This window comes from Lysinibacillus sp. fkY74-1, from assembly GCF_053165895.1.
The window spans coordinates 3,430,747-3,456,626 of the sequence record NZ_CP170173.1; the positions used below are offsets into that span (position 1 = coordinate 3,430,747).

At 35.5% G+C, this 25,880-nt stretch carries 23 protein-coding genes, 1 pseudogene, 1 riboswitch and 1 other annotated feature; of the genes and pseudogenes, 10 read left to right on the top strand and 14 right to left on the bottom strand.

Going from position 1 to position 25,880, the window contains the following annotated elements:
* Positions 1-3: 3 nt before the first annotated feature.
* Positions 4-1,587, bottom strand: coding sequence for an acyl-CoA synthetase MbcS (gene mbcS, locus ACE1MS_RS16850; RefSeq protein ID WP_036164489.1), 1,584 nt, complete (start codon positions 1,585-1,587; stop codon positions 4-6).
* A gap of 187 nt (positions 1,588-1,774) precedes the next feature.
* A riboswitch (TPP riboswitch) is annotated at positions 1,775-1,873 on the top strand.
* 86 nt (positions 1,874-1,959) lie between these two features.
* Between mbcS and thiM the strand changes: the two genes are divergently transcribed.
* Genes thiM through thiE form a run of 3 tightly spaced genes read left to right on the top strand, consistent with a single transcriptional unit; the run spans position 1,960 to position 4,170 of the window.
* Entirely contained in the window at positions 1,960-2,727 is a 768-nt protein-coding gene (thiM, locus tag ACE1MS_RS16855) for a hydroxyethylthiazole kinase (protein ID WP_036164490.1), read from the top strand.
* Positions 2,715-3,539, top strand: a complete 825-nt coding sequence (gene thiD, locus ACE1MS_RS16860; protein WP_031418613.1) for a bifunctional hydroxymethylpyrimidine kinase/phosphomethylpyrimidine kinase — start codon at positions 2,715-2,717, stop codon at positions 3,537-3,539. Before thiM ends, thiD begins: the two co-directional genes overlap by 13 nt.
* Positions 3,529-4,170, top strand: coding sequence for a thiamine phosphate synthase (gene thiE, locus ACE1MS_RS16865; protein ID WP_036164492.1), 642 nt, complete (start codon positions 3,529-3,531; stop codon positions 4,168-4,170). Before thiD ends, thiE begins: the two co-directional genes overlap by 11 nt.
* 70 nt (positions 4,171-4,240) lie before the next feature.
* On the opposite strand, the gene ACE1MS_RS16870 is transcribed toward thiE, so the two are convergent.
* From ACE1MS_RS16870 to ezrA, 5 genes are all read right to left on the bottom strand, one after another.
* A complete protein-coding gene (locus ACE1MS_RS16870; RefSeq protein WP_012295642.1) occupies positions 4,241-4,459 on the bottom strand; it encodes an alpha/beta-type small acid-soluble spore protein in 219 nt (72 codons plus the stop codon).
* Between the two features lie 152 nt (positions 4,460-4,611).
* The gene (gene thiI, locus ACE1MS_RS16875; RefSeq protein WP_447402496.1) at positions 4,612-5,826 is read right to left on the bottom strand and encodes a tRNA uracil 4-sulfurtransferase ThiI; all 1,215 of its coding nucleotides are present in this window, start codon (positions 5,824-5,826) and stop codon (positions 4,612-4,614) included.
* A complete protein-coding gene (locus tag ACE1MS_RS16880) occupies positions 5,826-6,980 on the bottom strand; it encodes a cysteine desulfurase family protein (protein ID WP_289449672.1) in 1,155 nt (384 codons plus the stop codon). Before ACE1MS_RS16880 ends, thiI begins: the two co-directional genes overlap by 1 nt.
* A gap of 116 nt (positions 6,981-7,096) precedes the next feature.
* A complete protein-coding gene (locus tag ACE1MS_RS16885; protein ID WP_031418608.1) occupies positions 7,097-7,564 on the bottom strand; it encodes a GNAT family N-acetyltransferase in 468 nt (155 codons plus the stop codon).
* Positions 7,565-7,647: 83 nt separating this feature from the next.
* Positions 7,648-9,351, bottom strand: coding sequence for a septation ring formation regulator EzrA (gene ezrA, locus ACE1MS_RS16890; RefSeq protein ID WP_012295646.1), 1,704 nt, complete (start codon positions 9,349-9,351; stop codon positions 7,648-7,650).
* Between the two features lie 162 nt (positions 9,352-9,513).
* Between ezrA and hisJ the strand changes: the two genes are divergently transcribed.
* Together hisJ and ACE1MS_RS16900 are read left to right on the top strand one after the other, a co-directional pair.
* Positions 9,514-10,308, top strand: coding sequence for a histidinol-phosphatase HisJ (gene hisJ / locus ACE1MS_RS16895; protein WP_012295647.1), 795 nt, complete (start codon positions 9,514-9,516; stop codon positions 10,306-10,308).
* 24 nt (positions 10,309-10,332) lie between these two features.
* Positions 10,333-10,812 carry a GAF domain-containing protein gene (locus ACE1MS_RS16900; RefSeq protein WP_012295648.1) on the top strand — a complete coding sequence of 160 codons (480 nt, stop codon included), beginning with the start codon at positions 10,333-10,335 and terminating at the stop codon, positions 10,810-10,812.
* 82 nt (positions 10,813-10,894) lie between these two features.
* Here the strand turns inward: ACE1MS_RS16900 and ACE1MS_RS16905 are convergent, their stop codons facing one another.
* Positions 10,895-12,775 carry a sensor domain-containing diguanylate cyclase gene (locus ACE1MS_RS16905; RefSeq protein WP_031418603.1) on the bottom strand — a complete coding sequence of 627 codons (1,881 nt, stop codon included), beginning with the start codon at positions 12,773-12,775 and terminating at the stop codon, positions 10,895-10,897.
* Between the two features lie 468 nt (positions 12,776-13,243).
* Here ACE1MS_RS16905 and rpsD point away from each other — a divergent pair, with 468 nt between their 5' ends.
* Positions 13,244-13,846 (top strand): 30S ribosomal protein S4, encoded by a 603-nt coding sequence (rpsD, locus tag ACE1MS_RS16910; RefSeq protein WP_008176787.1) that lies wholly within the window; start codon positions 13,244-13,246, stop codon positions 13,844-13,846.
* A 385-nt stretch (positions 13,847-14,231) separates the two neighbouring features.
* Here rpsD and ACE1MS_RS16915 read toward each other — a convergent pair whose 3' ends face one another.
* A complete protein-coding gene (locus ACE1MS_RS16915; protein ID WP_031418602.1) occupies positions 14,232-14,660 on the bottom strand; it encodes a hypothetical protein in 429 nt (142 codons plus the stop codon).
* Between the two features lie 402 nt (positions 14,661-15,062).
* On the opposite strand from ACE1MS_RS16915, the gene ACE1MS_RS16920 reads away from it, so the two are divergent.
* Entirely contained in the window at positions 15,063-15,239 is a 177-nt protein-coding gene (locus ACE1MS_RS16920; RefSeq protein WP_155273145.1) for a hypothetical protein, read from the top strand.
* Positions 15,240-15,734: 495 nt separating this feature from the next.
* Here the strand turns inward: ACE1MS_RS16920 and ACE1MS_RS16925 are convergent, their stop codons facing one another.
* The 4 genes from ACE1MS_RS16925 to ACE1MS_RS16940 all read right to left on the bottom strand — a co-directional run bounded on the left by ACE1MS_RS16925 (position 15,735) and on the right by ACE1MS_RS16940 (position 20,101).
* Positions 15,735-17,417: a methyl-accepting chemotaxis protein gene (locus tag ACE1MS_RS16925; RefSeq protein ID WP_012295671.1), complete on the bottom strand. Its 1,683-nt coding sequence runs from the start codon at positions 17,415-17,417 to the stop codon at positions 15,735-15,737.
* Positions 17,418-17,455: 38 nt separating this feature from the next.
* Complete coding sequence (locus ACE1MS_RS16930; protein ID WP_036162311.1) at positions 17,456-18,628, bottom strand: ATP-grasp domain-containing protein; 1,173 nt, start codon at positions 18,626-18,628, stop codon at positions 17,456-17,458.
* Between the two features lie 463 nt (positions 18,629-19,091).
* On the bottom strand, positions 19,092-19,271 hold the full coding sequence (locus tag ACE1MS_RS16935; RefSeq protein ID WP_447402497.1) for a hypothetical protein: 180 nt from the start codon (positions 19,269-19,271) through the stop codon (positions 19,092-19,094).
* Positions 19,272-19,378: 107 nt separating this feature from the next.
* Positions 19,379-20,101: an SDR family oxidoreductase gene (locus ACE1MS_RS16940; RefSeq protein WP_012295674.1), complete on the bottom strand. Its 723-nt coding sequence runs from the start codon at positions 20,099-20,101 to the stop codon at positions 19,379-19,381.
* A 125-nt stretch (positions 20,102-20,226) separates the two neighbouring features.
* Here ACE1MS_RS16940 and ACE1MS_RS16945 point away from each other — a divergent pair, with 125 nt between their 5' ends.
* Positions 20,227-20,583 (top strand): winged helix-turn-helix transcriptional regulator, encoded by a 357-nt coding sequence (locus ACE1MS_RS16945; RefSeq protein WP_012295675.1) that lies wholly within the window; start codon positions 20,227-20,229, stop codon positions 20,581-20,583.
* Between the two features lie 506 nt (positions 20,584-21,089).
* On the opposite strand, the pseudogene ACE1MS_RS16950 reads toward ACE1MS_RS16945, so the two are convergent.
* Positions 21,090-21,352, bottom strand: a pseudogene (locus tag ACE1MS_RS16950) (ATP-binding cassette domain-containing protein); the annotation flags it as partial.
* A gap of 746 nt (positions 21,353-22,098) precedes the next feature.
* On the opposite strand from ACE1MS_RS16950, the gene ACE1MS_RS16955 reads away from it, so the two are divergent.
* Positions 22,099-23,307 carry an iron-containing alcohol dehydrogenase gene (locus ACE1MS_RS16955; RefSeq protein WP_036164644.1) on the top strand — a complete coding sequence of 403 codons (1,209 nt, stop codon included), beginning with the start codon at positions 22,099-22,101 and terminating at the stop codon, positions 23,305-23,307.
* A gap of 140 nt (positions 23,308-23,447) precedes the next feature.
* A complete protein-coding gene (locus ACE1MS_RS16960; protein ID WP_012295679.1) occupies positions 23,448-24,251 on the top strand; it encodes a cobalamin-binding protein in 804 nt (267 codons plus the stop codon).
* A gap of 52 nt (positions 24,252-24,303) precedes the next feature.
* Here ACE1MS_RS16960 and tyrS read toward each other — a convergent pair whose 3' ends face one another.
* Positions 24,304-25,572, bottom strand: a complete 1,269-nt coding sequence (gene tyrS / locus ACE1MS_RS16965; protein ID WP_031418597.1) for a tyrosine--tRNA ligase — start codon at positions 25,570-25,572, stop codon at positions 24,304-24,306.
* 85 nt (positions 25,573-25,657) lie between these two features.
* Positions 25,658-25,866, bottom strand: a binding site (T-box leader).
* Between the last annotated feature and the right edge of the window lie 14 nt (positions 25,867-25,880).

A 25,880-nucleotide genomic window follows, 5' to 3' on the forward strand; every position in this document is an offset into this window, starting at 1 on the left:
TGATTATTGTATACATTTTTTTATTTCTTGTTGCCTTAATTCGACACGTCTAATTTTACCAGATGCAGTTTTGGGTAACTCTGTAACAAATTCAATAGCACGTGGATATTTATAAGGTGCTGTTAATGATTTCACATGATTTTGAAGGGTTTGAATAAGCCCTTGATCACCATTAACACCATACTGCAGGATAATAAATGCTTTAACGATGTTCCCGCGAACTCTATCAGGGCTTGCAATGACAGCAACCTCTTTCACAGTCGGATGCTTCATCAACGCATCCTCCACTTCAAAGGGTCCAATTGTGTAACCTGAGGAAATAATGACATCATCCCCGCGTCCTTCAAACCAAAAGTAGCCGTCCGCATCTTTATAAGCTCGATCCCCTGTTATATACCAATCACCACGAAATTGTAAATTTGTACGTTCTGGATCATTTAAATATCTTTTAAAGAGTGCAGGTGTTTCTCGATGAACGGCAATATCACCTACTTCTCCTATAGCTACTGGCTCACCAAAATCGTCTATAATTTCAACGGTGTTGCCAGGGGTAGGCTTCCCCATCGAACCAACTCTTGCCTCCATACCTACCATAGTCCCTACCAGTAAGGTATTTTCTGTTTGACCATAACCATCTCGCACCTGTAGATGAAAAGTATCCGCGAATTTTTTTATAACTTCACTGTTCAAGGGCTCACCTGCTGAAACAGCTTGTCGAATTGAACTGATATCATACTCCTGTAAATTGTCAAGTGCTGCCATAAAACGATATTCAGTCGGTGTACAACATAAGATATTCATTTTAAATTTTTCAAGCAATGTTAAATAGGTTGCCGCATCAAACTTTCCTTTATAGACAAAAGCAGTGGCACCACTGCCTAAAATGGCGAGAAACGGGCTCCAAATCCATTTTTGCCATCCTGGTGCTGCGGTTGCCCATACAATATCATTTTCTTGTACTCCTAGCCAATGAGGAGCTGTTGTCCGTAAATGTGCATAGCCCCAGCTATGCGTATGCACTGCAGCTTTCGGATTTCCTGTTGTGCCACTTGTATAAGCTAAAAATGCATGGTCTGTACTTTTTGTTGGTGTAGAACTTATGTAAGTTGTTGGTTGCTTTCGCATTATGTCTAACAATGGCTGCCATGGCTCATGAGCATTTCCAATAACAAATAGCTGCACCTCTTGTAAATTTTCTACTTGATCAAATTGCTGAATGTAAGGCTCAAAGGCCACAATTGCTTTAGCATCGGCATGATGAATACGATACTCAATATCTTTTGTTCTTAGCATTTCAGAGCTTGGAATGATTGTTAAACCCGCTTTTAATGCAGCAATATAGACAATGTATGCTTCTACTGAGCGTGGTACCATCACTAAAATGACATCACCTTTAGTTAATCCATTTTTTGTAAATACATGTGCCGCCTGATTCGCTCTTTCAAGTAAATGTGCGTAGGTGATAAATTGTACATCAGAATGCTCTTCATAAATTATCAATGCATTTTTAGTTGAATCCTTAGCATATTTTTCAAATTCATCAGTTATGTTATACCATTCTGGTGCTACTAATTCTTGTCTTTTCATGGCAAATGCCCCCTTTTGATAAGACACATTATACTCCTTTCTTAGAATTTTCAATGGTTTACACTTGATTTGAGTAAAGTCATGACAACTATCATACTTACCTATATGGCATCAGTCACGTTTTGCTGATAGGAAAACTTGCTATTGAATACATATGAAAAGTATGGTACATTTTGGTCAACTAAAAGCAAGATTGCAGGGGGACTCATAAAGAGTTGAGAAGGTAAAACCTGACCCTTTGAACCTGTTAGTTAATACTGACGTAGGGAGCAATGAACATCTTTTTTTCAGATGAAAGGCTCTTTTTCGTGCATTTTTACACAAAAGAGCCTTTTTTTGCGTGCTTACGTCCACCCATGAAGGAGGACTAAAATGATTTTTCAAACGATTCGTCAACAACAACCGCTTATACACTGTATAACTAATTATGTTGTGGCTAATTTCCAAGCAAATGGCTTATTGGCATTAGGAGCCTCTCCTGTCATGGCTGATGACAGCCATGAGGTAGAAGAAATGGTCGCCATTGCAGAAGCTCTTTTAATCAATATTGGTACACTGAATGATCGAACAAAGGAAGCGATGCTGTTAGCAGGAAAAAAGGCAAATACCCTTGGTATTCCTGTTATATTAGATCCAGTTGGCGCAGGTGCCACAGTTTATCGCAAGGAAACCGTACACCAATTACTTACAGACATACAATTTGCGGTCATACGCTGTAACAAGGGAGAACTTGCGGCATTAGTGAATGTGGAATGGCAACAAAAAGGTGTTGATAGTGGTGATGGATTTATTGACATAGAAACAGAAGCAACATTATTGGCTCAACGCTACAACTGTATAGTCATTGTTACAGGCGAACATGATTTTATGACAGACGGTGTGCAGAGCCAATGGATAACTGGTGGAAATTCACAAATGACAGAAGTCACTGGTACAGGCTGTTTACTTAGTGCTATATGTGGAGCCGCATACTCTTCAGGAGAAGATCCATACAGTCAATTAGTGGAAACCCTCACTTACTACAAAAAAGCAGCTGAGCTAGCATCAGCCTTTACAGAGGATATCGGGGATATTCAAATTGCTTTGCTAAATGCCCTTCATCGTCTTTCAAAGGAGGGTGAGGCTTCATGCATATTGTAACGACAATTGCAGGCTCAGATAGTGGTGGTGGCGCTGGTATTCAGGCTGATTTAAAAACATTCCAGGAATTAGGGGTTTTCGGTACCTCAGTTATTACAGCTTTAACTGCTCAAAACACACGAGGTGTAACAGGGGTTTTCCCAATTGAAGTTAATTTTGTTGAAAAACAATTTCATGCATTACTAGAAGATTTTTCGATTGCTGCGATTAAAACGGGGATGCTTTATTCCTCGGATATTATTCAGACAATCGCACACATTTTACAGGATTTAAAAATCCCACTAATTGTTGATCCAGTTATGATTGCAAAAGGTGGAGAAAACTTATTGCAGCAAGAGGCTATTGAAGCCATGCGCATTTCTTTACTACCACTTGCTACAATTGTGACACCAAATATACCAGAAGCAGAGGCACTTACTGGAAGAAAAATAAATCAATTCTCTGATATGGAGGAGGTCGCTCAATGCTTTTTCCAACTAGGTGTTCACTGTGTCATCATTAAAGGTGGGCATCTCCCCAATTCGTTATATGCGATTGATTATGTATTTATAAAAAATGACAAATATTTTTCCATGCAGTCTCCTCGTATTCCAACGAAAAACACACATGGTACAGGTTGTACATTTTCAGCAGCTCTCACTGCTTTTATTGCTCAAGGTTTGACAATTGAAAAAGCTGTTATTGAAGCTAAAAAATTTATACAATTAGCTATTATGCATGATTTAGCCATTGGTAATGGTCATGGCCCTACAAATCATTTTGCTTATCGGCTGCATAATGGTGCCTGCGAGGTGAAGTTAGTTGAAACGTGAGGATTTACAGCTTTATTTTATTATGGGTACAAGCAATGTTTCCCATCAAGAGCCGTTAGTTGTTCTCGAAAAAGCGCTGAGGGCTGGCATAACCATGTTTCAATTACGTGAAAAAGGTCCTTACGCATTAACAGGACTAGCTTATGAGCAATTTGCCCGCCAGTGTCAACAATTATGTCAACATTACCATGTGCCGTTTATTGTTAACGATGACGTGGATCTAGCAGTACGACTTGGTGCTGATGGTGTCCATATTGGACAAGATGATGAACAGATTGCCATTGCACGGAAAAAAATGGCGAACCGAATTCTTGGCGTTTCCGTACATTCGCAGGAGGAACTACAAATAGCTATTGATCATCATGCTGATTATGTAGGTATCGGCCCTATTTTTGCCACAACATCTAAAAGTGATGCACAGCCACCATGTGGCACCAATTTTTTACAGAAGGCTTCCAAATTACAGCCTAACTTACCTATCGTGGCTATAGGTGGCATAAATGGGATAAATGCTGATATTGTTTTTCAAGCTGGTGCTGATGGAGTTGCTGTTATCTCTGCTCTCTGTGAAAGTGAGGATATTGAACAAACAGTATCCATATTTAAGTCTTTAAATCGCATAAAAAGATGATCTTTAAACAAACTAAAACCAGTGCCTTTTACGGTCACTGGTTTTAAGTTTATAAATGCTTATTTAGCATTTATTGGTTGTTGTTTGGCATACCCTTTAATTGAGATTCTGCCATTTGTACAAGACGTTTAGTGATTTCACCACCAACGGAACCGTTAGCACGAGCTGAAGCGTCAGCCCCTAATTGAACACCAAATTCTTGTGCAATTTCGTATTTCATTTGATCAAGTGCTTGTTGTACACCAGGTACTGCAAGCTGGTTTGAACTGCGGTTGTTGTTTGAAGCCATGTTTCTCACCTCCTTGTGAATATAGAATGTGCGTTATTAGATTTTTAATACAAAAAAAATAAAGGTAAATTGTACCTCTATTGGCATATGCCGAACTATACAAAAAAAAACGTCTCAAATAGGCTATTTGAGACGGTTTTTGAACTTTTGATTTATAAAAGATCAGCAAACTTATCTTGCTGTTGCTCTTCTTCTTTCTTAGGGAAAATATAGACCTCACGATTTTTGACAGCACGTGCTATAAGTTCATCAAAATCAGAAAAGCTTTCGTAATGCTCAACCTTTTCGAGCTTAGGCTTTGTTTTAGGACTAGCAGGCGTAAAGATTGTACAGCAGTCCTCGAAAGGCTGAATAGATATTTCATAGGTGCCAATTTGTTCAGCTAACTCAATGATTTCTAATTTATCTGATGAAATTAATGGTCGTAAAATAGGCGTATTCGTTACTGCATTTATAGCCGTTAAGCTTTCAAGTGTTTGACTCGCTACTTGTCCAAGGCTTTCTCCCGTGACAATCGCAAGAGCTCCGATTTCCTCACGTACTTGATCAGCAACCTTTAACATCATACGACGAGTTGTTGTCATTGATACATTAGATGGTACTTTCTCTTTAATCAATACTTGTATTTCAGTAAAAGGAATAACGTGCAAACGAATATTAGCACCAAATTTCGTTAACTCATTTGCAAGCACTTTTACTTTTTCTAATGAATTTTGGCTTGTATAGGGTGGACTAAAAAAGTGAATAGCTTCTAAACGGACTCCGCGTTTCATCATTAAATAACCTGCAACAGGACTATCAATACCACCTGAAAGCATTAACAATGACTTCCCATTTGATCCTACAGGCATTCCTCCTGCACCTGGAATGACTTGCGCCATCATATAGGTTGCATCATGACGGACTTCTACACGTAACTCGATATCTGGTTGCTTCACTTTCACCGATAAATTGTTAAATTGAGGTAAAACATATCCACCAATTTCCCGCTGAATCGCATGTGATTCTAATGGGAAGGTTTTATCAGTACGTTTCACTTCCACTTTAAACGTATATGGCTGGTCTTTAAATGTTTCCATTATCGTAATCGCAAGTTTTTTCATACTTTCCATATCTTTTTCACACGCTGCAACAGGGCTAAATGATTGGATGCCAAAAATTTTAGGCAAACCTGTTACAAGTGTTTGCATTTGTGCGTCATTCTCTATTGCAATAAACATTCGATCACGTTCGGTACGAATATGAAGATGTCCTAAATCTGCAAAAGCATGGCGGATATTCTCACGTAAACGGCGGATAAAATCCATCTTATTGCGACCTTTTGTAGAAAGTTCACCATATCGAATTAAAATTTCTTTCCAAATCATTACTTTATTTCTCCTTTAAGCTCTAGCATTACTTCTGCTAATACTTGTTTAAACTTTTTAATATCTTCGGCTGTGTTATGTGCACCAAAACTAATACGGATGACACCTTTTTTATAATGCTCATCTAGATGCAATGCTTCGACAACATGACTTGTTTTAGTTTGCTTCGAAGAACAAGCACTGGATGTTGATACAATCACACCTCGTTTTTGCATCGCATTAATGATGACTTCTCCTTTTAAATCGCGAACACTGAAAGATATAATATGTGACGCTCCCTGTGGAGTCGACAAAATATGAATAGCCTCTCTATATTCATTTAGCTGTGCAAGAATTTCATCATGCCATTGACGGTATTTTTTTGCATGGTCATGCATGGTTTCAACCGCAATACGAGCTGCCTTAGATAAAGCCACAGCTTGTGGAACAGCTACAGTCCCACTACGCAATCCAAATTCTTGGCCACCTCCAAGTGCATAGGGCTGCCATCTTATCGCTTTACGAAATGCTAATACGCCAGAGCCTTTAAAGCCATGAATTTTATGGCCAGAGATCGAAATACAATCCGGTCCCTCTTCACCCTTAAAGGATACAGCTAATTTCCCGAAGCTTTGTACAGCATCCACATGTAAGGCTGCACGACTCATTTCATGGATTAATTTAGCTGCTTCATCAATCGGTTGGATAGCACCCATCTCATTGTTTACATGCATCATACTTACTAAAATTGTATCTTTACGTATTTTTGCACGAAGTTCATCCAATGAAATAATACCATGATGATCAACCTTTAAATATTCCACTTCAAAGCCCTCTGTTGCGAGCTGTTTCACAGTCTCTAAAACAGAAGGATGCTCAATTTCAGTTGTTAAAATATGCTTTCCTATATGTGTATTGCTACGCGCTATTCCAAAAATAGCCGCATTATTCGATTCCGTACCACCTGAAGTAAATAGCACATTTTTTGCTTCTGTTTGCAAAATATCTGCTACTTGCTCACGTGCCCGCATTAATAAATCATTTGCTTCAACACCCATAGCATGGATGGATGCAGGATTGGCATAATACTGCTCATTTACAACCATAAACGCCTGAAGAACTTCTTTTAATGGTTTAGTTGTGGCACTATTATCTAAATAAATTGTATCATTCATTATTTTTCACACACTTTCAAAACGTTGATGTAACGGTATTTATCATAACGCAATCTTTAGCGATTGACCACTAACTTTAACGATAATTCATATTTTAATCTCAAGAGTGATGGAACTCACAATTTTTTTAACATCGTAATAAATTCCGTTGGCGTACTAAATTCGAGCTCTTTCACAAATCCTAATTTTTCATATAGGAATATAGCTCGCTTATTGAATAGGGCGACTGTTAAACGGAGTGGCAGAGGATATTCTTCCTCCATATTCTTGATGATAAATGAAAAGAACTTTGTGCCAAAACCTTTTCCTGTTAGCGTTGGTTTCATGCCAATACCAATATCTATATAATCTTCTGAATAAGCATTATAATCATGTCCTTTTGGCACTTGCGCAGCTGACCCCGTGCAATAAAAACCGATTAAGTCCTCTTGCTCATTAATTATGGCAAAGTAAGGATTATCAAGAAACTCCCGCAAGGATTCCTCGGATAATTCATTATTATAAAAATCATAGGGTTCTTCATATTGCCAACATATAATTTCCTGAGCATACTTTTCATTCATTTTTCGAATGAACAATCCCATCAGTCTCACACCCTTATCCAAATTTAAAAAGAAAGCTGTCTAAAAAGTAATTTCTAAACTTTTTAGACAGCATAAATGTAGTTTTAATTGTTAGTCATAGTCTGCTCTGCTACCATTTCTTGAATACGTTTTAATGCACCTGGCTCCATTTCTTCCACAGCTGTCCCTGCTTCCTCTAATGCTTTGGAATAACGGAATTGATGGAATGCTTCCTCCGCCTCTTTTAAACGCGCATTTAATGTTGGATTGGATGCACGATGACGATTACCATACTGAATAATACGTTCTATGAGCATTACATTCTCTATTAACTCATGAGCTTTTGCTCTAACATCCTCTACACAAAGTGTTGCAGCATTTAAATTATTATGAACCGTTCCCATATTAAGCGGAACTTCCTGCAGACTTTGCATAACTACATATATATGCTCTGCCGCTTCATCAAGTCGTGCGTCCATCTCCTCTGGGACTCCTGGAATATTCGCCTTATTTAGGAGACGATCTGTATCTTGTAATATTTTCTTTAAGTTTTCAACTTGAGCGCGGGCCTTGTTTTCATCAATACGAAGTTTCTTCATTGTATTAGACAAATGACCTTGCTCTTCATGAATTCGTTCAAGCTCTTCACTTATTTCAATTAATTCTTCTTGTAAGCTTGAATACGCAGACTTTTCTTCTTTGACACGCATGGCTAATAAATCGTAACGACGTTGCAGTGCTTCCAATTGCTTTAATGCTGCTTTTGGAATTTCAGCATCCTTTTCATTTAAGTGATAGCTTTGTTGTACATAGGTTGCCTCATCACTCACTGATTTTGTAGACGTAATAACATTTGTAATTGAGCTTAATAAACGATCACAATTTTGATCCACATAATTTTTGGCAATAACCTCTTTTTCCAGTAAATCATAAAAATGATCGATTTCTTCATTGATTTCTGTTACACGAGGTTTAACCACCATTAAATTTAGCTCTGCTAGGTCATTTTTTAACTTAGCAAATTCTTTTTCATAATTATTTAATGCCTCTGCTAATTCTAAATGCTGCAGATAGTAGGATTGGTCTTCCATTTCACGTTGACCATTACGCAATTCTTGAACGGCTCCCGGCAGCTTAACTTGTAATTCCGTCAAAATTGTTGGGACATCATTAATATATTCGAATGTCTGCTGGGATTCTTGATTTAAGCTAATCACAATTTCTCTCGCCTGCAAGTAATTACCTTCATTCGTCAGAACATCAAATTTTTCAAACTGCTCAACAAATTCCTCTAGCTTTTTCTCCAGTGCAGGTAATGCTACACCAAAGGAATGCTGGTGTGCTAGCAATGTTTTTCTTGCAGAACGGTAATATTCCTTTAACTGTTCAATTTCAATTCTATTTTTTTCTTCGCTGCCAATTAATTCATTTAATTCCTCTAAAATTTTATCTTTATCTTGGTCACATTTTTTGATATAGTCTTCGATTTCACGTTCAATTAATGTCGCTTTTTTAAAACGAAGTCGATTAATTTGATCTTCTGCATCAAATAAAAGTGAATCGATTTTAGTCATATGTACATCGATGACTTCATCCCAAATATTGCGCCATCGTTCAAACATTTCTTCCGTTTCACCGTTCATGTTCAAAGATTTTACTTTTGAAATTTCTTCATTTATAGGTTTATGTTGTATTTGTAATTTTTCATTTTCAAGTTTTGCAATAATTGCAACATGTTTTCTTCGCATCATAAATCCTACTATGGCTAAAATTAATAGTAGGATAATCGGAATGATGATATACTCCATCGTAAGCCTCCTATTCTACAATAAACGAATTGGCTAGTTGTATTTATTATATACTATGTTTTCGCCTTTTGTACTAAAATTTAAGTGATTTTCAGAAAACTGTATTTTTGCTATTGTAAAATATTAAGATAGCAGTCTATAGATCTAAAGGAGTGGTACATTTTGAAACGTGATGGGCATATACATAGTCCTTATTGTCCACATGGCAGTTCGGACACGTTCATTCAATATATTGAAAAAGCAATTTCTCATAATTTCACAGATATAACGTTTACAGAACACGCCCCATTACCAGCAGGGTTTATTGATCCTACCCCACTCCAAGATAGTGGGATGAAACCCGAGTATCTCATGCCATACATTGAAGAATTACAATGCCTGCAAAAACAATATGCAAAAGACATTCGAATTCGTATCGGATTAGAAGTTGATTATATCAAAGGTTTTGAACAAGAAACTCGTCATTTTCTTGATACATATGGACATTTTTTAGATGATGCCATCTTGTCAGTCCATTTTTTACAGTGGCAGGACACCTTTGAATGTATCGACTTCTCTCCTAAATGCTTTATTGATTTCTCTAAGAAAGTTGGCTCTATTGAACAGGTGTATCATTTATATTATGATACAGTCCTACACTCTATAAAAGCAGACCTTGGTTCTTATAAGCCAAAAAGGATTGGGCACCCATCACTGATTCATAAATTTCAGCTAGCTCATCATGAGAAAATTAATGACGACACTCGACTTTACCAAGTTTTGGACAGTATGAAGCAAAATGGCTATGAATTAGATGTAAATAGTGCTGGTATAAGTAAACCATTTTGTCAGGAGCCCTATCCACCATTTGCCTTTATCAATTATTGTCAGGCGATTGAATTACCTTATGTATTTGGTTCCGATGCCCATAGTGTGACTGATTTACATCAACATTATAATGTTATATTACCGATCTAAATAACTTTTAAACGAGGTGCTTGTATGTTTACACAAATTAATTATGAAGGATCCATTGCTGACCAGTATCTTACACTATCTAAGCAATTAGACGCACTACTAACTGGTGAAAAGGATCAGATTGCAAATTTAAGCAATGCTTCTGCACTCCTCCATCAATTTTTAACAAATATTAACTGGGTGGGGTTCTATCTCTTACAGGAAAATGAGCTTGTACTCGGTCCATTTCAAGGTCTGCCTGCCTGTGTTAGAATACCAATTGGCCGTGGGGTTTGCGGAACAGCTGTGGCAACAAAAGAAACGATTGTTGTCAAAGATGTTCACGAATTCCCAGGACATATTGCGTGCGATGCTGCCTCCCAATCTGAAATTGTCATACCATTAATGAAACAAGGTGAGGTCATGGGTGTACTTGATATCGATAGCCCTACTGTGAATCGCTTCTCCAAGGAAGATCAAGCTGGTTTAGAGCATTTTGTTCAAACACTACTACTTCATATATAAGATGTTAAAAAATTGCCCTGAAATGCATTGTCATTTCAGGGCAATTTATTTTATAGAACCATTTACAAGAACTCCATCCATATTATTGGTTTTGAAAAGAACCATCATGGATGCAAAAACGATTTTTACCACTATTTTTTGCTTCATATAGAGCGGTATCAGCATGTAAGAAAACGGATTGGAATGCTGGTCGGTCTTGATCATTCCATGTAATGAGTCCTGCTGAAATTGTTACTTGAGGATCGGTGGCACTTGGAATTACTTCAACGATGGCTGATGCTAATTCCAAAGCTTCTTTTTCACTAATGTTAGGTACATATATGGACATCTCTTCACCGCCCCATCTTGCACAAATTCCTCGACTACCTATTGTTTCCTTCAACTGAACGGCAATCTGCATCAGTATTTTATCACCTACTTGATGACCATACGTGTCATTTATGCGTTTAAAATTATCAATATCAATGAGCAAAAACATACCTGATTGATCATATTCAAGAGACTTTTCTACAAAATGATCAAGGTAACTACGTGCATATAGTTTCGTTAAATGATCCAAATCGACCATTTCCTGAAGCTGTGTTCGTAAAATAGAGTTTGCAATTGCTAAAGATGAGTGGTGGATTAAAGACTGCATTAATTTAAAGCTATCAAACGAAAAGAAATACGGCTCTTTATGTAAAACGATACTAAAGCCATTGATCTTTTCTTCCATTAGAATGGGGATGGCCATTATGGAACGATATTCAATTTGTTTAGAGGTTAATCGACTAAAATCAGCTATAAACAGCGGATCATTAGTTTGAGTAAAATGTTGTTCAACATGCTTAATATAGGTTTGACCCTCTTCAGAACTAAATAGCGAAGTACTTGCCCCCGCTACTTCAAAGGTGTCATCTTTTTTAAAGGCGAAGCAAACTTCCATTGGTTGAAAGGATTTCAGTAACTGCTTTTGCAGGAAAAGTAACATTTCATGAATGTCAATCCTCATATTTAAACGATGTGATGTTTCATTGATAAGTTGTAAGTCACTGACGAGGCGATGCGACTGATGATATAGCTTTGCATTTTCTAGTGCATTTCCTGACGCCTGCGCAAGCATCCGTACAAAATCTTTTTCAGTCGTTGAAAAAAGGTAAGTAGTTGGAGCACTCACTTGTAATATGCCATAAATAGCTTGCCTTCCTTTAATAGGGGCATTTAATAAACGGCAATTTAAATCACTCGCAAGTTCTGTTGTTAACTCTCCTGATACAAAAGCCTCAATAGTGGTAGGTCTTTCCGATAAATAATCAAAAAGCTTAATATCGATGGTCGTGTGTCGGTCTTGATCATTCGATAATATAAGCTCTACATTAAATTCAGGGAAGTTATCCCTTATATTTTTCAATACATTTTCCAAAATTAAATCAATATCCATTGTTGAATGAAATAAATCAGTCATGTTATATAGTTTTCTATATTGGTCTTCATTTATTTTTACATCTAAATTATCTTTCATCATTTGAAGAACCTGAGAAAGTATTTCTATACATTTTTCGCCGTAATCTGAGGTCATAAAGTCTGTCCAAGACTCTGTTGCCTCCACAAGTAATACACCAATGGGATTATTGCCCTCTGCTTGGAAAAGCACCATATCTGTCATCATTGAATAGGCCTGTCTTGCCTTTAATATATAAGGAATTTTCACTACTTTTTGTTGATAAAAACTAGCTTCAATCATCAGCCATGACACAGCATTTAGCTTTGTTTCAATCGTTAATGAAGCCATCTCCTCAATAGGTATTAAAGAATTACCTTCAAAACTAAGAAAAGCTACATTATCAATTTCCAAGTGTTTCTTAAGACACTGTTTTAATGAATAAAAATACCCATTAAAACTAGCTTGTTCTTCATTAGAACTCACCCAAAAGCTCAAAACATCAGATTTTATATATTTTAGCGTTTGTAAATGGTCTGTCATGAAATCACCTTTTCTATATAACGTCCAAATCAATTACTATTAACTTATAATATATTATACATAATTTGTGTCATTTTGACTATGTAAATTCTCCCTTACTTTTACATTTTAGATTTTACAGCGCATCTTTAACTATTTCTAACACATTAGGAATGGACAGTGAGAATTTTCTACTATATACCTGTAATAAAATTTTAAATACTATTAATTGACGTACATGTCCTAAGCAGTTACAATGGAGGTTGTGTAAAATGAACGCAGCAGTGGTATAAGCTTATATTGTATTTTATTCCTCTATTTTCTTCTGTACAACTAATTAGATAGTCAACTTTTAAAAATAGATGGTGTATTGTGTAACCTAACGGCTGCATAGGCGAAAATACATGAAAATAAAATGCGTGTAAGAATGGGTACTACTGGTTTTTGTTTTACAACAAAAAAACCAAATTTAAAGGAGGAGACAACAATATGTCTCGTTATACAGGTCCATCTTGGAAATTATCACGTCGTCTTGGTATCTCACTAAGCGGTACAGGTAAAGAAATCGAAAAACGTCCTTACGCACCAGGACAACACGGTCCAAACCAACGTAAAAAATTATCAGAATACGGTTTACAACTTCAAGAGAAGCAAAAACTTCGTCACATGTACGGCATGAACGAACGTCAATTCCGTACATTGTTTAACCGCGCTGGTAAAATGAAAGGTGTACACGGTGAAAACTTCATGATCCTTCTTGAAACTCGCCTTGACAACTTAGTTTACCGTTTAGGTTTAGCTCGTACTCGTCGTGGAGCTCGTCAATTAGTAAACCACGGTCACATCTTAGTAGATGGCAAACGCGTTGATATCCCATCATTCAGCGTAAAACCAGGTCAAACGATTTCTCTTCGCGAAAAATCTCAAAACCTTGCTGTTGTTGGAGAAGCAATCGAAGTAAACAACTTCGTACCTGACTACTTAACTTTTGACGCTGACAAAAAAGAAGGTACATTCACTCGCCTTCCAGAGCGTTCTGAGTTATCAGCTGAAATCAACGAATCATTCATCGTAGAGTACTACTCTCGTTAATTTTTTAACGATAGAAATCTTCGGATTCTTAAACCCCGTAGCCTTGGTATACCAAGTGTTTACGGGGTTTTTGTTTTGTATTTTACTTTGGATAATTAGCGTTTTTTACTAGGGGTTTAGGGGAGCGAATGAGGGAACGTCACTTTAATTTATTTCAAAAAAATCAACGGACAGATGTACATTTATCTTCATTCCGAAGCACAAAAACGAGCTACACAGGCTTACAGAGAAAAAAACAGAGATAAAACAAGGAAACATTCAGCGAAGAGTTCAGCTAAGAGTTACATTAATAAGTACTGTGATTTAGATGACTTGGCTGAATTAAAAAGTGAATAAATTAATAAAAACCAGGTACTCACTCTCAATTGAGCGCCTGGTCTTTGCTTTAAATCCTAATCAAATTCTTTTTTATCTGTAATGCAAATTCTTCAATAGATTTTCTATCTTGATAAATTGTAATACCAATACCAGAACGAGTAGCTCTATGAGAGTTATATTCTCCTGCATCAATCCAAAATTGGAATTGATAAATCTGTTCATCAATTAGGTCACTATTATTCGCTAAAATAGCAAATGAAAAAGAAGGATCCGTTGAGTCCCATACTTCTGCTTCCAATAATTCGTCCCAATTATTTAATATCAGCGTATGCAGCATTATAAGGTCACTTCGTAAAACCAAAAACTTAAAATCTAAATGATGTTCACCACAATTAAGTTTAATCAAAATATTACTGGAAACAGTATCACTCTCTATATTAACAACTTCTAAACTTGTCTTTGATGCATCAAATGATCTATCGTATAAGGTTGCCATAATTAAATCTTACCATCCCCAGTTACTATTAATAAATTTCTTAGCGATTTCCCCACTATCAGGTTTGTAAACCGTTGCAACCTCTTTTGAATTCCCTATAAAAACTACATTAATATTTTGATTTTTATCCTAAATAGCTCTAGCACGTGTATGTTTATCCATGAATTTTCTTCCATTTACAATTACATCAGCAACTTGTTTGGAAGAAAGTTGACGTGCGTTAGCCTGTATAACTGCGTGTGAAGAAAATTTCACTGTTGCTTTTGGAATTTATTTTACAACTAGTTTAACACATGTAACTGCAACGAACCATACAATCGGAGCGATCCTTGGAGCAACAATAAACTGTTCAGATTCCAGTGAATTCATAAAAGGAGTTCGTGCAGTGTTAAAAAGTATAGAGTGTGGCGTTCTGAAATTCTATTAGAAGATGGTGAACAGCTTAAAGAAAATGGTTATGTATTTATTTCTTCACAAACAAAAGAGCCGTATGCAGATAACAGTCTAAATAATAAAAATTCCCTCGGCCACGAAAAGATTGAAACGACTATTATTTATATGGAGAAGGTGTTTGATTAACTACTTTTCAATAATTAGGATAAAAGATAATAATTGCTCCTACTTCTACATCTACGAAGGGATTCAGGCAGTCCATCGTAGTATATTACACACCAATGTTATTATTATTAATTCTTCTAATACCTGTTTGACCGGGGTTCCTGCTAATCTCTTCTCAATTGCCTTCATTTTTACTTCTATTGGATAACCTACTTTTGTTCCCATAGAAAAAACACCTCCGTTGATTGTTTGGTTATCCTTATACCCATATCTCAACAAAAGGTGTTTATATATATCATTTTTATAGGACAGTGGGTCTTCATAGTAGCTTTTTACCGTATTGGTGATAATGCTTTTTGCTCTAGAATATTTGTAAAATCTAAGACCTCTGAAATAATCTTCATATAAGAATCTACTAATAAGACAAAGACATCGTCTTCACAACTTCCAATTCACTGACTCCTCCATCAGAACATACATTCCTGGTTGTAATTTATCCTTTTAACTTTGCTAGGATTACTTAATTTTAAAATGTGCAATTTGACCTTTTAAGTTTTCAACCATCTCGTTTAATTGATTAGCTGTTCCTAGCATTTCTTCCATAAAAGCAGATTGCTCTTGCATAGTTGAAGCAATATTTTGGGTACCTGCTGATGTTTGCTCCAATGATTGCACAGTTGTCTCAGTAGTCCCTAATACTTGTTCAGAGCTTGCTGATATTTGTTCTACTGTTGAAGCAATTGATTGCGTTCGCATACTAATGTTTGAAATTAGAGATGAGATTTTTTGAAAAGTATCTCCAGCCAATCTTATTGCGATAGTCTCATGATTAATTTCATCTACTACTCTCGTAATAGCTTCAACCGATTCATTAGAATTGTTTTGCATTTCAGAGATTAATTTAGTTATGTCATTAGCAGATTGGGCAGATTGTTCTGCTAAATGTCTTATTTCATCTGCGACAACAGCAAATCCTTTTCCGTATTCACCTGCACGAGCAGCCTCAATAGCTGCATTTAATGCTAGTAAATTAATTTGATCTGAAATACTTGTAATAACATTTGTAATTTGTCCTACTTCTTTAGAACGTCGATGCATTTGTTCTGTCATTTGCATAGAGGCTTTTGAAAGCTCGTTAATTGAATCAATTCCTTGTACGGATTGTTGAATGACATGATTACCTTGATTGGATTCTTCAGATGTTCTAATAGATTCATCAGAAACGTTTGTAGTAGATTCTGTGATTTCTACTATCCCCTCTGATATTTCTCTAATCGCAATTTGATTTTGAATAGCCCCAGTTGTTACCATTTCACTACTTACTGAAACTTCCTGAATTGCTGCTGATACCTGATTGGCCATTTCTGTCACTTGCTCTATACTTTGCGTCAATTCTTTAGACCCGCTTGCTACATAGTCTGCTGTTGAGGATACATGACCTATAACTTCTTTTAGCTGCACTTGCATACTATTAAAACTTGATGCAAGCTGACCAATTTCATCATTACTTGTATTTTTAATTTCCTGTGTTAAATCACCAGCAGCAATTACTTTAGTATAATCAACAAGTTCATTTAACGGTTTAGAAATTCTTTTAGCAGTGAAATATGCTAGTATACCACTTACCACAATAAATATAAGTGCTAATAACACACATACCTTTATTAATAAATTCTCCAGATCAACTATAAAATCTGCATCTTCATCTAACCCTAAGACAGAATCTGTTCCTGGAACTTGTAAAAATGTAGACTTATGAGCGCCGTAATCATCTATATAAATATCACTTGTAACCATTTTAGTTGTATCTAGCGCTGCTTTTTGTTCATCTGTAAACGCTAGTGGTGATAAATACTTATCGTCATTACCTAAAAATAAAATGACTTCTTTATTATCTACTTTACTCATAATATACACATTTTCTAATTCATACTCTTTTTGAAAGTCATTTCCTCTGGACAACAGTTCTTGATATGCACTTTTGTTTGTTTTAGCACTATTGATTAATTCTTTATCAAATAACTCTTCAAAGTCATCCATTTTCATTGTTAAGCTCTCTTCAAACTGAGGAATAATATATCCATCGATTAAACGCTCAGCTACAATAAATATGGCAAAACTAAAAATTGTGCTTATAACAATAATAGGCATTAATACGTTTAATAATATTTTCTTTCTAATGGTCATACCTTTAAACATCGTTAACGCTCCTAACTGTAATATAAAATTAACTATTATTAAACAAATACCAATTCATTTAACGTAATATATTGATTCAGATCTAAATTCAATAACCTAGTATTTTCTTTTAAATCTGGTGATTTATGGAATATTACAGCAAAAGTAGAGCTTTCATTCACTTTCATCCGTCGATATTCTAAAATTTCTTCAAAATTTAGTTTAAACGCTTCATGATTAATAGACACAACTTTCTTACAATCAATAGATGCATCTATTTCAGCACAACAAAAACTATAAATTGAATCATCCATTTGATTAATTATATTTTCCCAATCAGGCTTTTGTTGTTTAAAAAAGTACTCGCATGCGTTGACACCATATGCATAAACGCCAAGTTCATTTGTACCGATACCAGCAAATCTAAGTGGGTTTACTTCAATAGGAACTATCTGTCCGAGATTATCGATGCGAATTTCAATATGTATAGGGACAAGCTTTAATGCGAAGAGCGATGAAATAGTTTTTAAAAATTGTTGAATGTTGTTGAGGGACTCATTTATTACTTGCTTACTCGTATAGTAAATTCTATCGCTCATGTCCTTCTCATGCCTAAACATTCTTTTAAAAATATTTAGGATAACAGGCTCGCCTTCTTCTGTAAAATATACGTCAACAGCGTATTCATCACCTTCAATTAATTTCTCAATTATAAAGGATTGATTATTAATAACTTCGATTGGATACTCTGCACTTGTAACTTCCATTTCAAACTTAAGTTGTTCAATAGTTTCTTTATATTCTTCTACCTTATCAATACGATGTACTCCTACACTTGAATATCCTATAACAGGCTTAACAATAATAGGGAAAGGTAGTGAACCAGGATCTAATTCATCTAATTCTTTTAGAGATACTTCTGTGAAAAAGAAATCTTTAAAATGACTACTTAATGTTTTCCTGAAAGTAACTTTATTTTTCAAAATATCTGTAACAATTGTTAAGTAGTGATTAGGTGCATATTTAGATAAAATATTAAGTCCATTTTCAGAGTTAAAGAGAATTTGATAATTCTTCTTCTCTAATTCAATCAACAAATCGTCTACCTTTTTTAAACTTATAGTAGATTCATTTGGTATAAAAACTTCATTTAATTTGATAACTGGAATTTTATTCTTACTAACTGTGTGCGCTAATAAATCAGAAACATAAGGTCTATCTAGTATTATCAACTTTTACACTCCTATCTGTATATTTTTCTAAATATCCATAGCCTAAAATAATTATTAAAAGTATGTTAGAATAACTATCATCTATATTAATATAAAATACCTATAATATCCATAGTTTCGCATTTTATTATTTAGGTAATTTTACATCGTAATTGATAAAAAGGATATCTAACTACTAACAAGTATATTTACCTATATAATATAACTCTTATACTGTTAATCTTTTTTAATATTGGAGCATTCATTTTAGTACTCAACGTTGACACTTCCGCTATGGCCACTGTGTTTGTCATAATTATTAAGTGTAACTAATTCCATAATTTACCCACACGGAAATAAACTCCGTTAATTGATCAATCACTCAAAAATTTCTGCTCATTGCGTCCATTTCGTTAAAGAAACGGATGTTTTTTCAAGAGCTAAAAAAGAAAAAGAGCAGCTAGTGCTACTCCTTCGATAAATCTCACATTCGCTTTAAAATTTCCCTTCGTAATAAAGAAATATAGTCTTGTTCTTCAGGCAACTTAAAGTAAATACAGTTATAATAAATATACTCTTCAAACAATTCTATATCGACCATTTCAATTGGATTTTTCCATTCCAGATCTCCCAATAATGTTTGTTGCACCATTTTTTCACTCACACTATCAGCCCCGTTTTTTTCGCAAGAATACATAATTACTCACGCTAATATACCAGTATATAACATCAGTATAATAAAAGAGAGCGGTCTATATTATTCTCTTCATTTTATGCTTGTTGTTTTGTTGGTGCTAATACGATTTCTCTAATATTTACACTTTGAGGCTGATTAAATACAAAATAAATTGTTTCTGCTACTGTACTTGGATTTAAACCACCATGAATTGATTCCTTCCATTCTATGTAGTTCTCTTTAATTTGTTCGTCAGATGTGTGTGATAGTAACTCGGTCTCAACCACACCTGGTGCAATTGTTATCACACGTACGTTATGCTTTGAAACCTCTTCACGAACATTTTCACTCATTGAATGAACTGCGAATTTCGTCCCCACATATGCCGCATGATCAGCAAATGTTTTCTTTCCAGCAATAGAACTTACATTAATAATAGTTCCTGTTTGACGTTCAATCATAGAAGGCAATACTGCTTGCATTCCATTTAACATACCTAACACATTTACATCATACATTTCTTTCCATTCAAGAGGATTTTGTTTAGCGATATCGCCCAATAACATACGTCCAGCATTATTTACGATTGCTTCAACTGGTCCAAATTTGTCTTCAGCTGCCATAAGAGCTTTATCTAAAGCCTCTCTATCTGTTACATCCACACTTGCTTTAATTACATTATCTCCTGTAAATTGATCTAACAAATGTGCACGACGTGCTATAACTAAAACGTTATATCCATTTTGTATAAACTTCTTTGCTGTTGCTTCACCAATACCTGATGAAGCACCTGTAATTGCAATATATCCTGTTTTCATTCTGATTGTCACTCCTTCTTTGATTTCTAAGTAAAATCAGTTTACAATTAAATCTACTTAAGATAAAGTAGGCACCTCTTTGTCCCTTAGTAACCTTAAGGTACTTAATAAAGGAGAGCAATGAATTGGATAAGAAAAAATATTTAAATGAGTTTGATGCTACAATGCAAATTATTCAAGGAAAATGGAAAATAATGATTTTATATGAACTATACGAAAACCCTCTCAAACGATTTGGAGAGCTTCAAAGATATATTGAGGATATTTCACATAAAACACTATCCAGACAATTAAGAGAACTTGAAATGGATGGATTAATAGTAAAAAATGTATATCCAGAAGTTCCTCCTCGTGTAGAATATTCCATAACTAAAAAAGGATTGTCCCTTATTCCTTTACTCGATATGATTTGTGAATGGGGAATTACTCATGTAAAGAAGGAACATTTAGAACGTGTGTTATGTGGGTTGGAGGAGAATTAAATAAACAACCAATTACTTGTTCATTGAAGAATATGTTGCTTTATTCTCAAGAGTATCATTTTCTAGAAATTGCATTTTGATAAATAGGTTTTTTTATTTAACTAATGCTTAATGATTTCCCTTTATTGCTACAGAGATCCTTAAATTCAAAGAAAAGGGAATTAGTTGAGAGAAGTAAAGCCCTTATCACGTTAGATTTAAGTTAGAGAAGGATGGAAATCAACGTGTTATTATTGACAGAAAGTTGATAGTATTCTCGGTCAGAGAAATGCTGTTTTAATGTTTCCACTTGTTTAAGAGGTCGTTTTATCACCTTCAAGACACATGAGTTTTTAAACACTTTATAAAAAACTTTTTAGCCTCAGTTTGACTACCAAAACCCGCCCCCTTATTAAACAAAGACGAAGAAGGTACTGTGAAGCTCTAATTTCTCAGTACCCTAAATTGTTAAATGATATTTTCACACTATGTTCAAACAAAGTTAGGACAATCTTTTACCCCTTTTTTTAAAGATAGCAAGGATTTCCCATTTGTTCGATTCTTCCATTTTTTAATTGCACGATAAAATCAGCGATAGCATAGGCATCCTCTTCATCGTGTGTAACAAAATAGATGTAATATTTGCGCGCTTTAAAATGTCACGTAAATCTTTTCTAATTTTTACTTGAAGCTCGGTATCTAAGTTACTAAAAGGCTCGTCTAACAGTAGTAAACGAGGTTTAGGGGCAAGTGCCCTAGCAATTGCAATACATTGCTGTTGACCGTCACTCTAAGAGAGAATTGGATTCTTTATTATTTGTCATCAATGACTATCTTGGATTAAAAGAGCAGTTGAAAGGACTATAACTTAAGTTGAATAATGCTCTTTTATTGAACAAATTTTTAAAAATAATTTTTAACGAAATTGAAAACTTCCATTTCAATCAATTTCTTGGTTGCGCTATTCAACAAATTAGCCATTTAAAAAATTTAAACTATCTGAAGATGAGGGCATTAACGAAATAAGCTTCTTTTCTTATATATCCCTTGGGTTCTCAGGGCGTAGAGATTGGTATGAGGGTTATTCTAGAAATACACCGTCCGTATATTCAGAATTTCTTAATATTATTATAATCAACAATCATAACTCCCTCTCATTTATGAAAATTTTATATACTTTAAAATAATAATTACATCGCTTCAAAATAACATAACCACTATCTTAATATTAAAAAACAAATATCAGTTATTTACTATTCTTAGACCCCTTCAAATAGAACCATTTCCAAAAAAATATATTTTATTTTTATAGTAAAACATTTTATAAAACATATTACAATCAGCATTCTTATACCTTTCACATTTTTAAAGAACATTTTAACAAGCTAACTTTTTTGTAAAATAATAACAAGGATAAAGCGAGCAATTTTAATAAAAATACGAGTTGAACTTTAATAAAAAATAGAATACGATGAATTCCGAAAGGTGGTTCACCATCATTCAAGCAATAATAATTTTTAAAAAGGGGTTGGAAGTATGTCAGACGTTCTAAAGCAATTTGTTATGCCGAAAAAAAACTTATTTGGACCTGGAGCAATTCAAGAAGTTGGTAAACACTTAAATGATTTAGAAGTGAAGAAGACATTAATCGTAACAGATGAGGGCTTACACAAATTAGGTCTCTCTGAACAAATTGCAAACATCATTACAGCTGCTGGAATTGATGTAGCAATTTTCCCTAAAGCAGAACCAAATCCAACAGATCAAAATATTGAAGATGGCATAGCAGCTTACCATGCTGAAAGCTGTGATTCAATCGTTTCTCTTGGAGGAGGGAGCGCTCATGATGCAGCAAAAGGTATCGGACTTATTGCTTCGAATGGTGGACGCATTCAAGATTATGAAGGCGTTGATAAATCACAAAATCCACTTGTGCCATTAATTGCTATTAATACAACGGCTGGTACTGCTAGTGAAATGACTCGTTTCACGATTATTACAGATACAGCACGTAAAGTAAAAATGGCCATTGTTGATAAACATGTGACTCCGTTACTTTCGATTAATGATCCCGAACTGATGATTGGGTTACCTCCTGCTCTAACAGCTGCTACTGGTGTTGATGCATTGACACATGCTATTGAATCATTTGTTTCGACAAATGCAACACCAATTACAGACGCTTGTGCTGAGAAGGTACTTCAACTAGTTCCTGAATTTTTACCACGTGCCTATGCAAATGGAGCTGATTTAGAAGCACGTGAACAAATGGTATATGCACAATTTTTAGCTGGTATGGCTTTTAATAATGCTTCACTAGGCTATGTCCATGCGATTGCTCATCAGTTAGGTGGCTATTATAATCTACCTCATGGCGTATGTAATGCCATTTTATTACCACATGTTTGCCGCTTCAATGTAACAGCACGTACTGAGCGTTTTGCTCGCATTGCTGAATTATTAGGTGAAAATGTGACAGGATTAAGTAAGCGTGATGCTGCTGAAAAAGCTATTTCAGCTATTGAAAAGCTATCAAAGGATTTAAATATTCCTAGTGGCTTCCGCGAACTAGGTGCAAAAGATGAGGATATTGAAATTTTAGCAAAAAATGCGATGTTAGATGTTTGTGCTGAGACAAATCCTCGTAAAGCAACACTAGATGATATTAAACAAATTATTACAAATGCAATGGGCCCTATCGTGAAAAAAGAGGAATCGCTTGAAGCTGTTGCTGCTCTTTCATAATTAATAAAAAAACAAAAGGTGGAGATAAACCAAGTTTTTCTCCACCTTTTTTCTATGCTCAAAGATGAAAATGATGTAAACACATTGTTTAGAATGGAAACTCTCGCTATACTTTTCTTAAAAAGAATAGGAGATAACAAATGCGTTTAATCTCGATATGTCCAAGCAATACAGAGCTTGTAGCCTATTTAGGACTGACAGACCAGCTTGTTGGAGTAGATGATTTCTCCGATTGGCCATCAAGCGTTAAAGATTTGCCACAGCTTGGTCCAGATTTATCTATTAATATGAACGATTTAGAGGCATTACACCCCGATCTTGTTCTTGCTTCTTTAAGTGTGCCTGGAATGGAAAAAAACATCGAGGAATTGCAAAGAAGAAATATCCCTCATATTGTTTTTAATGCGAACTCGTTAGAGGAAATTGCACAAGATCTCCTTTCACTCGGGAGAGCTTGCCATGTAGAAGAACGTGCTAAAATAATCGCAGAAGAATATTTGCAATCCATTGACAAAATGCGTATAGTTGCTAACTCTCTCACGAAGAAACCTACTCTATACTGGGAATGGTGGCCAAACCCAATTTTTACACCAGGAAAAATAAATTGGCTAACAGAAATTAGTGCTATTGCAGGCGGAGTCAATTTATTTCACGATGTAGAACTAGCCAGTGTTCAAACTGATTGGGCAGATGTTGTTAAACGAAAGCCCGACTATATCATGATGGCTTGGGTAGGTGTAGCTTTTGAGCGTATACAGCCGGCCAACTTATTAAAGCGTCCCCATGCAAGTGAGCTACATGCTGTGAAAATGGAACAGCTTCATGTAATGGAGGAATGGCTTTATTGTCGGCCTTCTCCCCGTCTTATTGAAGGGGCTATAAAACTGGCAAAAATACTGCACCCTCAGCAATATGAACACATAAAATCGCCAAGTTTTCTATAATAAAAAAACAACATCCCCTTTATGATCGGGGATGTTGTTTAAATTAAAATCATTATACAAACTTTACCATATGATATTTTTTCTTACCGCGACGAACAATGCTAAAGGCATCCTCTAGACGATCCTTTGCATCGACTACATATTCTAAATCCGTCACTTTTTCACCATTGACACTAATTGCACCATTCGAAACGTCCTCACGTGCCTGACGTTTCGATGATGAGATACCAGCTTCTACAAGAAGGTCCACAATATTTTTATCTTCTTTTGCCATTTCAATAGAAGGAACATCTTTAAAGGCATCCTTCATTTCTTCAGCCGAAAGTGCTTTTAAATCGCCTGAAAATAAAGCTGCTGTAATGCGAATAGCTTGCTCTAACGCCGCTTGACCATGAATTAATCGTGTCATTTCCTCAGCAAGTGATTTTTGAGCCTTACGTAAATGTGGCTCTTCTTCTACAGAAACAGCTAATGCTTCAATCTCTTCACGAGTAAGGAAAGTGAATATTTTCAAGTATTTGATGACATCTGCATCAGCAGCATTGATCCAAAATTGATAGAATTCATATGGAGATGTTTTCTTACCATCTAACCAGACAGCACCACCAGCTGTTTTACCAAATTTCGTACCATCTGCTTTCGTTACTAATGGAATCGTAATCCCAAAGGCTTTAGTTTCTTCTTCATGTGTCTTACGAATAACCTCTAAACCTGTTGTAATATTACCCCATTGATCAGAGCCACCTACTTGAATACGACAATTGTAGTGGTTGTATAAATGATTGTAATCAATCCCTTGAATTAATGTATAAGCAAACTCTGTAAAAGATATCCCCGTGTCAAGACGAGAAGCAATTGTATCTTTTGCCAACATGTAGTTAACATTAATTAATTTCCCATAATCACGTAAAAATTCAATCGTATTTATATTGCCAATCCAGTCACGATTGTTCACAAGCTGAGCGCCATTACCATCTTCAGCAAAGTCAAAAATTCGTTCTAGTTGACCGCGAATCCCTTGAACATTTTTATCGATTTGCTCCACAGTTTGTAATTGACGCTCTTCTGAACGACCTGATGGATCTCCAATCATGCCTGTAGCCCCACCCACAAGTAAAATTGGACGGTGACCAGCTTTTTGGAAGCGACGTAATGTTAAAAGCGGGACAATATGCCCGATATGCATAGAATCTGCTGTTGGATCAACACCACAGTATAAAGAGACGGACTGTTCTTCTAATAGTTTTGCCATACCATCAGCATCGGTTTGTTGGTATAGCAGCCCACGCCATTCTAAATCTTGTAATAATTCGTTTGTCATGATGATTCCTCCTAATTGATTGAAATTCGCTACGTGCATGGACAAGTTCATGAAATAAAAAAATCCCTACACGCAAACAATTGCATGCAGGGACGTTAAATTGTAAATTAACGCGGTACCACCCGGCTTGAAGATGTCATCCACCTTCCACTTCATTCAACCGCCTTTATCGCAGGCGCGCACGTCTAAGCTCCAAGCACGTAATTCGTCTCTACATTATGACCAGTTTTCACCAACCACTGGCTCTCTAAACAGGGAATATAGAAACTACTCCAAACTCTTCATCACTAGAAAACTATAAACATTAT

Excerpts from the sequence above, each read along its gene's own strand:
- mbcS (WP_036164489.1), bottom strand. The coding sequence starts at position 1,587 with ATGAAAAGACAAGAATTAGTAGCACCAGAATGGTATAACATAACTGAT.
- thiM (WP_036164490.1), top strand. The coding sequence starts at position 1,960 with ATGATTTTTCAAACGATTCGTCAACAACAACCGCTTATACACTGTATA.
- thiD (WP_031418613.1), top strand. The coding sequence starts at position 2,715 with ATGCATATTGTAACGACAATTGCAGGCTCAGATAGTGGTGGTGGCGCT.
- ACE1MS_RS16870 (WP_012295642.1), bottom strand. The coding sequence starts at position 4,459 with ATGGCTTCAAACAACAACCGCAGTTCAAACCAGCTTGCAGTACCTGGT.
- thiI (WP_447402496.1), bottom strand. The coding sequence starts at position 5,826 with ATGATTTGGAAAGAAATTTTAATTCGATATGGTGAACTTTCTACAAAA.
- ACE1MS_RS16880 (WP_289449672.1), bottom strand. The coding sequence starts at position 6,980 with ATGAATGATACAATTTATTTAGATAATAGTGCCACAACTAAACCATTA.
- ACE1MS_RS16885 (WP_031418608.1), bottom strand. The coding sequence starts at position 7,564 with ATGGGATTGTTCATTCGAAAAATGAATGAAAAGTATGCTCAGGAAATT.
- ezrA (WP_012295646.1), bottom strand. The coding sequence starts at position 9,351 with ATGGAGTATATCATCATTCCGATTATCCTACTATTAATTTTAGCCATA.
- ACE1MS_RS16900 (WP_012295648.1), top strand. The coding sequence starts at position 10,333 with ATGTTTACACAAATTAATTATGAAGGATCCATTGCTGACCAGTATCTT.
- ACE1MS_RS16905 (WP_031418603.1), bottom strand. The coding sequence starts at position 12,775 with ATGACAGACCATTTACAAACGCTAAAATATATAAAATCTGATGTTTTG.
- rpsD (WP_008176787.1), top strand. The coding sequence starts at position 13,244 with ATGTCTCGTTATACAGGTCCATCTTGGAAATTATCACGTCGTCTTGGT.
- ACE1MS_RS16915 (WP_031418602.1), bottom strand. The coding sequence starts at position 14,660 with ATGGCAACCTTATACGATAGATCATTTGATGCATCAAAGACAAGTTTA.
- ACE1MS_RS16925 (WP_012295671.1), bottom strand. The coding sequence starts at position 17,417 with ATGTTTAAAGGTATGACCATTAGAAAGAAAATATTATTAAACGTATTA.
- ACE1MS_RS16940 (WP_012295674.1), bottom strand. The coding sequence starts at position 20,101 with ATGAAAACAGGATATATTGCAATTACAGGTGCTTCATCAGGTATTGGT.
- ACE1MS_RS16955 (WP_036164644.1), top strand. The coding sequence starts at position 22,099 with ATGTCAGACGTTCTAAAGCAATTTGTTATGCCGAAAAAAAACTTATTT.
- ACE1MS_RS16960 (WP_012295679.1), top strand. The coding sequence starts at position 23,448 with ATGCGTTTAATCTCGATATGTCCAAGCAATACAGAGCTTGTAGCCTAT.
- tyrS (WP_031418597.1), bottom strand. The coding sequence starts at position 25,572 with ATGACAAACGAATTATTACAAGATTTAGAATGGCGTGGGCTGCTATAC.